Source organism: Hydrogenophaga laconesensis, from assembly GCF_031457235.1.
Classification (GTDB): domain Bacteria; phylum Pseudomonadota; class Gammaproteobacteria; order Burkholderiales; family Burkholderiaceae_C; genus Hydrogenophaga; species Hydrogenophaga laconesensis.
In genome coordinates, this window is sequence record NZ_JAVDWE010000024.1 from 20,435 (window position 1) to 27,364 (window position 6,930).

Annotated in this window: 8 protein-coding genes; all 8 read right to left on the reverse strand. The window is 68.0% G+C overall.

Annotated elements, in window-relative coordinates:
* Positions 1-43 precede the first annotated feature (43 nt).
* Positions 44-2,026: a relaxase/mobilization nuclease domain-containing protein gene (locus J2X09_RS25780; RefSeq protein WP_012436214.1), complete on the reverse strand. Its 1,983-nt coding sequence runs from the start codon at positions 2,024-2,026 to the stop codon at positions 44-46.
* A gap of 448 nt (positions 2,027-2,474) precedes the next feature.
* The gene (locus J2X09_RS25785) at positions 2,475-3,062 is read right to left on the reverse strand and encodes a S26 family signal peptidase (RefSeq protein ID WP_011517538.1); all 588 of its coding nucleotides are present in this window, start codon (positions 3,060-3,062) and stop codon (positions 2,475-2,477) included.
* The gene (locus J2X09_RS25790; protein ID WP_003056183.1) at positions 3,059-3,583 is read right to left on the reverse strand and encodes a DUF2840 domain-containing protein; all 525 of its coding nucleotides are present in this window, start codon (positions 3,581-3,583) and stop codon (positions 3,059-3,061) included. Before J2X09_RS25790 ends, J2X09_RS25785 begins: the two co-directional genes overlap by 4 nt.
* Complete coding sequence (locus tag J2X09_RS25795) at positions 3,580-3,843, reverse strand: hypothetical protein (RefSeq protein WP_003056186.1); 264 nt, start codon at positions 3,841-3,843, stop codon at positions 3,580-3,582. The genes J2X09_RS25790 and J2X09_RS25795 overlap by 4 nt, the downstream gene beginning before the upstream one ends.
* Entirely contained in the window at positions 3,840-4,478 is a 639-nt protein-coding gene (gene parA, locus J2X09_RS25800; protein ID WP_003056189.1) for a ParA family partition ATPase, read from the reverse strand. The genes J2X09_RS25795 and parA overlap by 4 nt, the downstream gene beginning before the upstream one ends.
* 253 nt (positions 4,479-4,731) lie before the next feature.
* Entirely contained in the window at positions 4,732-5,589 is an 858-nt protein-coding gene (locus tag J2X09_RS25805; RefSeq protein ID WP_011517539.1) for a replication initiator protein A, read from the reverse strand.
* A gap of 26 nt (positions 5,590-5,615) precedes the next feature.
* Positions 5,616-5,897, reverse strand: coding sequence for a helix-turn-helix transcriptional regulator (locus J2X09_RS25810; RefSeq protein ID WP_023123353.1), 282 nt, complete (start codon positions 5,895-5,897; stop codon positions 5,616-5,618).
* A gap of 83 nt (positions 5,898-5,980) precedes the next feature.
* Complete coding sequence (locus J2X09_RS25815; protein WP_011517541.1) at positions 5,981-6,739, reverse strand: DUF2285 domain-containing protein; 759 nt, start codon at positions 6,737-6,739, stop codon at positions 5,981-5,983.
* Positions 6,740-6,930 lie beyond the last annotated feature (191 nt).

The window sequence follows — 6,930 nt, forward strand, 5'->3', positions numbered from 1 at the left end:
CTGTAGACGCATCCGGTCGGTAGGTGCTCAATCGCTGCTGGCGTCAGGTAACGGATAAACCCTGCTGCCGTCGGATTTGCCAGGATAGGGTGCCACCATGTACCTGCCCAGAAATCAGCATGCCGAGTCGTTGTTCGATGACCGGCGTCCATGGCACCAAGCTGAACCCCATACCATCATCGAGCATGGCAAAGCGGCCACTGGCGAGCATGAGGCTGCGCCGGTAGATGCCGGTCACGCGCTGGCCATCGGCCGCCAGACGGTGTTCCAGCCCGGTTTCGGTGGCAATATCCTTGGCAGCCCGAATCACATCCCGATCGCGTAGTGTCGCCAATAGATTGCGCGCGAGGATTACGCGCTGCCCGCGCCGCTCTGCCAGCCCCTGTTCGGCCAGGAATTCGGCGCGCTGCTGCATCGCCTGGTTGACCTCGCTGCCAAAGCCCAGGTTGCCCAGGCCCGAGCCGCCGCCGATCAACTGCTGGTCGAGCCAGGTGGCTCCGATCACGCGGGCCTGCCGCTCGATGGGCAGGTGCGATTTCAGCTCCACCGCCACGCCGCCCAGGCGCTGCGCATCGTAGCGACGGCCCTGCTCGGGCAAGTCGTCCGGCACCTTCCATAGCCCCTCGGCCACCCGTTCCACGATACCGGCACGGCGCAAGGCTTCCAGCCGGCGGACGTGGGACGCGACCACTTCCTGCGGATCGCGGCCGGGCACGGCCTGACCCTGCGCGATGGCAAGGTGGTGGTCGGTGCGGTACAGGCCATCGCTCGCCAACGCGGCGATGTTCTTGTCGGCCGCGCGCACGTCAGCCGATCTCCTTGCCTCCACCACGGCGCCGGTCGGATAGTTCGCCAGCTCGTCGCGGGCGTTGAGCGCAACGTAGTGGGCCTTGCCGTCCACGCCGTCGATGACCAGATAGCCCCGGTCGTGCAGTTCGTCGGCCAGCCCCTTCGCGGCCACGCGGCCGAGGATGGTTCGGCCATCGTCCCCAGGCTCGAACACCGCCAGTTCGCGTGGCTCGCCGCGCATGGCCCGCTGCATGGTGCGGATGATGTCGCCGCGCTCGCCCAGGGCGCGCAGGGTCTTTTCCGCATCGTTGTGGACGGTCCACGTGCCGGGCTGGGCCTCGTCGGCCAGGCCCAGGCGCTGCAAACGCTGCAACCTGCCGATCAGCAGCAGACGCTGGCGTTGCAGTCGGGGTTCGTTGAGCCGTTCGACATGCACCATGCCATCGTCGCCGGCCTCGCGCTTCAAGGTGCGATCCAGGCTCGTCCACCGCTCCTGATCCACCTCGCGCCGCAAGGTCTGCTGGATCTCCAGCTCGGTGCGCGGCCCCAGCCATTCGGTCGCCAGTTCGGCGGCGCGATGGCGGAACCCATCGGCGATGTAGTCGCCCGCGATGATGAGGTCTTTGCCGGTGTCGTCGCGCCCGCGCACGACGATGTGCGTGTGCGGGTTGTCGGTGTTCCAGTGATTGACGGCCACCCAATCGAGGCCCGTGCCAAGGTCGGCCTCCATGCGACCCATGAGGTGCCGGGTATAGGTGCGCAGGTCTTCCAGCTCCGCGCCATCTTCGGGCGAAAGGATAAAGCGGAAGTGATGCCGGTCGTCGGCGCAGCGTTCCTTGAACGCATCGAGGTCGGCGGCATCGGTCTGCGGCCCGTAGGCTTGGCCCGACTCGCCATCGCGGCCCACACCATCGCGCTCGATATAGCGCAGGTGCTTGGCAAGCGACTGCGGGCTGGCTCGGTGCTGATTGAGCAGCAGCGTCTTGATGGTCACACGCCGCGACATGGACGTGAGCTTCGCCCCCGCGAAGCGCGCCGCCGTGTGGCCGCGTCCCAAGCGTGAGCCGGGCCGCTGGCCGGAGCCGGCACTCTTGCTACTGCCACCAGGACGGCGCACCGAGGACTTACCGCCGCTGGCCTTGCCCGCCTGCTTGAGTACCTTGGAGACGAAGCTCTGGCCCCGGTTCTTCGGGGCGCTGGGACGGATGCGGAAATCGTCGTCGCGGCGGTCGGTCATGGCTGTGCTCCTTGCAAGTTCTGGCGTGTCCGGGCGTGCGAAGCACGCGGACATGCCCGCATCGGCGCGGGCTTCGCGCCCCACGCGGCACGGTGGCGAAGCCGCTGCGTGTCGCGCCACCCCCATGTGCAGACTGGCTTTGCGGGCCGACAGGTGCCGCACCCTTTTGTCTTGCCTTCCGCATTTGCCTCCCCCTGTCCCCCAGGTTCTCGATCCCGGCAACTGCGGCCCGGTGGCAAGGCTGCACCAGCAGCCAGCGCACCGGCGAACACGGCAATGGCCGCAGGCCAGCCGTGTTCGAGGCAAGACGCCTGCACGTGGGACGGCTGCGCCGGAGGCAGCGCGAAGTGCAGCGCGGATGCGCTCGCACTGCACGCGCGACGACATGACAACGGCCAGCAGAACGACACGCCCGATAGCACGATGATGCGCAGCGAATCGGTGGCCATCATGGGCGCGACTCCAGCCAGACGGGGCGCGCAACGCCGATCACGGAAGCTGCGCTGACCGGCCCGAAATACCGGCTATCGAACGACGCCGGATTGGTCACACTGAGGAGGAACAGCTCGCCATGCCGCAAGCGGTGGCATTGCTGCCGGGATGGCAGCGGCCGGCCCCAGCGATCGGCAGACAGCACGGCGGCTGAAGGCACGCCGTCGATGCGGACTTTGCCGTCAGCGATGCACACCTCTTGCGGCGCCACCGCGCCCACGCGCTTGAGCAGAGGAATGCGCGTCGGCAGGTAGCCGCGCTGCGCAGCGAGCGCGGCAGCCTCGGCAGGCAGCGGCACCAGCACGATGCTGCCTACCGACAACGGACGTGGTGGCGAGCTGGTGCGATGGTCGAGCGGATCGATGCGATACCAGCCGACCTCCACGCTGTCGGACGGGTTGTAGGTCAGGCGTGGCAGCGGATGCACGAAGGACGCCCAGGCCAGCGCAGCGAGGCCGCAGGCGGACAGGCCCGCCAGCACGAGGCGAGCGCGCACGCGCAAGCGAGGGTGCGGCGCGGTGCCGGAAGTGGAAACTGCGGTCATGGCAGCGCCCTCCCGGCCAGCCAGGCGGCGTGCCGCTCGGCGGTGTATTCGGGCAGCGGCAAGTGCGCTGCGAGCCGGTTGGCGAGCGTGCGCCAGTACGCGGGCGAGACGCCGACAGGCGTGATGCCCAGCGCCTCGATGGCGTCGATGCGCGCCAGCACGGCACGCACCGATTGCTCACCCTCGGCGTGCAGCAAGAGGCGCGCGCCAGGTTGCACGCCGGAGATGCGCTGCGCGCCATCCATCGGCATGCACGCCTGCATCACCATGAGCTGCCAGCGGATCGTGCCGTAGTCGTTGGCCTGCCAGCGGATGCGGCAGAGAACCGCATTCGGCGTGAACACCGCGCAGCGGCGCCAGCGGTCGAACCGGATGATGCGGGCAGGATCACCGAAGCGCAGGTAGAGGTCGAAGCGTTGGTCGATGTATGCGAGCGCAACGCGCGTCAGCGGTACGCCGTCGGCCACGCCGACAGGCGGGATGGACGGCGGTGCCGAAGCCGTCGAGGCGGGTGTGTTCATGAGGACTTCTCCGGGAATTCCCGCTCCAGCAGCGCGCGCAACAGATCGGCCACCGTCACGCCTTGCGTGAAGGCCGATACCTTGATGCGCGCCCGCATGGCGGGCGTGATGTCGAGGGTCAGGCGGGCCGTGTAGAGGTCGCCTTTCTGGAGGTCATCGGCACTGCCCTGGCGAATCCACGCCTCGGCGTGCGGATTCGCGGGCGGGCGAGCGCCGATGCCGATGCGCTTGCCCGTGCGCTTGCTGGCAGGAGTGCTCATGACGGCCACCGCAGCAGTTCATCGACCAGCGCGGTGATTTCGCGCGCGGCGGCGCTGTCTGGCGCCGTCTCGCGTGCAAGCCGGCCGGCGGCCACGCTGTCGGCAAACACGATGCGCTGATGCACTTCCGCGCGCAGCGCAGGAAGCGGCTGCTCGGCCAGCGCGCCGCGGGCCTCGCGTCCGATCACGGTGGTGCTCACGCGCCGGTTGATGACGAAGGCCGCGCGCAGCGCAGGCCGGAACACCTGCGCCTCACGGATCAGCGCCACCATCTCGGCGCTGGCCCACAGGTCGTAGGGGCTGGGCTGCACCGGGATCAGCACCCGCTCGGCCGCCAGCAGCGCGGAGCGCGCCAAGGCAGCGATCCTGGGTGGCCCGTCGATGACGACGTGATCGGCCCGCCTGGCGAGTTCTGGCGCTTCCTGGTGCAGCGTTTCGCGTGCGAGGCCCACGGCGCTAAATAGCCTTGGCAAACCTTGCTGGCTGCGGCGCTGTGTCCAGTCCAGCGCGGAGCCCTGTGGATCGGCATCCAGCAGGATGACCGACTGCCCGCGCATCGCCAGCTCGCCGGCGATGTGGGTGGCGAGCGTGGTCTTGCCCACGCCGCCTTTCTGGTTGAGCAGCGCGACGATCATGACCGGACCCTCCGTGTCGGAAAGCCCGCCTGTTGCCGCTGCGCTTCGCGTCCTGTGGCGGTTGTCCACCGAGGCGCGGCGCTGCTACTACCAGTTAGAGTATTTAAGTTAGGGAAGTTAGGAGAGGCCGAAACCCGCGCCAGTATTAGCTTTGCGGCCGGTTTTGTTGCCTGATAGCACGAGGATTCGTTGCCTGATAGCACGATACCTCTGTTGCCTGATAGCACGAGTCCGTCCACAGGCTGCGCAGCAGTTATCCCCGTGCCGTGGACGGCACGGGCCGGAACGTCAGCAGCGGCGAGGCAATGCCCGAGACGTACTCGATGCCCAACTGGTAGCCAGGCAAGGCTTGCCGCACCACCAGTGCGCGCAGGTCGGCGGCGAAGTCGTAGTACCGCGCCACGCTGCCCGACTTGCGGTACAGGTGCTGGAAGTCGAACTGCCAGCCGCCAGGCTGTCGCCCGCCGTGCTTGCGCACCAGGCGGTACAGCCATCGCTCGATCCCGCCCGTCAGCCGGAAATACGCCGGGTCGATGGTCAACACGAGGGCAGCATCGAGCACGCCCGCATAGAACCAGTCCGGCAGGATCAGTTCCAGCCCCAAGGGGGTGCCCTTGGCATCGGCCAGTTCCTTCCACTCGTTGATCCATGAGAAGCGATGCAGGCGCCGCCCGGTCGTCTCGCGGATCGACGTGGCCACGGTCGTGGACTGCAGCCGATCCAAGGCCGCCTTGAGGCGCTGGTAGTCGCGCAGCGACGTACCGCGCCCGATGAAGCGCAGGATCTCGTAGGGCGTGGCCTGCATCAGCCGCGACGGGCGCAAGCCCGCATCGCGGGCTTCCACAATCTGGCTTGCAGCCCAGATCAGGATGTCCGCATCCCAAATCGTGGCGATGCCATGCTCCTGCGTGCCCTCCACGCGGATCGTGATGCCGCTGGCGCGGAAGTCGATCGGCGCCGTGCGCCGCGACTTCGCCAGCGAGAAGAACGGAAAGGCCATCAAGTCCTGGCTGTCGCGCGGCGCCATGTCGCCCGGCAAGGCGCGGAACAGATCGAGCTGTTCGCGCTCTTGCATCGGTCGCTGCCGCATGGGCAGCGCGGGGCTGGACATGGCGAAGGCCACCCGCGCGCCAGCGATCAGCGCGCACGGCTGTCCGCCGAATGCTGCTCGGCGTACTCGGGCTCGGACGTGCTCTCGAAGCTGCGCTCGGCGGCCCAGGCATCGAGGTCGACCACGGCGTACATCACGCGGCGGCCGAACTTGCGGAACTTGGGACCGCCTCCCAGCACGCGCTGCTTTTCCAGCGTGCGCGGCGACAGGCGCAGGTACTCGGCGGCTTCGTCGTTGGTGAGATAGCGTTGGGGCTGCGCGGCAGCGGTCGAGACAGTAGCGGCAGGCCGCAAGGGAGCAGGACGCATGGTGAGAACCTCCATCGGTTGCAGGGCTCCGGCCACACAGCGCAACCGGATGAAGGCAGTCTCAGAAAACGAAGCCCTCCTGCTCAGGGTCGTTTTGCGCTCTCTTCAAAACGACCCTTCTCAAGCGGCGGCAGTTGTGCTAGGCGGCGATAGCCGCCGCGCATCAACGCATCGCCGCGCCGCACCAGGCGGCGCACCTTGGAGCGCAGGCCGCCGTCGCTGTACCAGCCGGCTGCGGCGTCCGCACCGAACAAGCCCTCGGCGACGTCGCGCAAGGACGCGCCCGCCAGGGTGGCGTCGAGCGCCTGCAGGGTGTGTAGCTCCAGCAGCGCCGCAGGCGGTGGCCTGGGCCGAGCCATTGACGCAGGCGTACCAGGCATAGGGGCCGCAGGGGCGGCGTGACGGCCACGATAGGCATGGGCCACGGCCATGCCGTCCTCCAGGCCAGGCGCCAGCGCATAGCGCTGGCAAAGGCTGGGGCTGCGCGCGATCAGCGCCAGACCCTTGCCGTCGTGCAGCAACTGCTTGTGGCCGGGGATGCGCCAGAACGCGAAGGCGGTGGCATCCGGAGGCGGATCGGCATCGGGGTGAAGCTGCACCACGGCCCCATGGCCGGGAAGCCAGGCCGGATGCGCGTCACGCGCATCCACGTCCGGGTCTTCCAGCAGACGCAAGCCCCAGCGATGCGCGGCATCGGGGCAGCGCGCACGGCGCAGCCAGTCGATCCGGTAGTCGGGATGGCGGCGCAGGTACTCCCAGGCCAGTGCGAGCGTGTCCAGACACAGGACGTAGAGGTAGGCGGCGGTCGGATACCAGTGCGCGAGGTGGTGCGGTTCGGCCATGACGCAAGCTCCCGTAGAGCAGGACGGCCGTCACTGGTTTCACACGCCAACGTCACCGCATCGAACTAGCATCCAATCGTGAATAAGCTGGTAGATTAGGGCCTGTTAACACAATCTCAGGCCATCAGCGACGAGCACGAAGCTGATGAAGCCCAGGAACATGAGGTCGAGTTTCTCAAACCGCGAGAAGA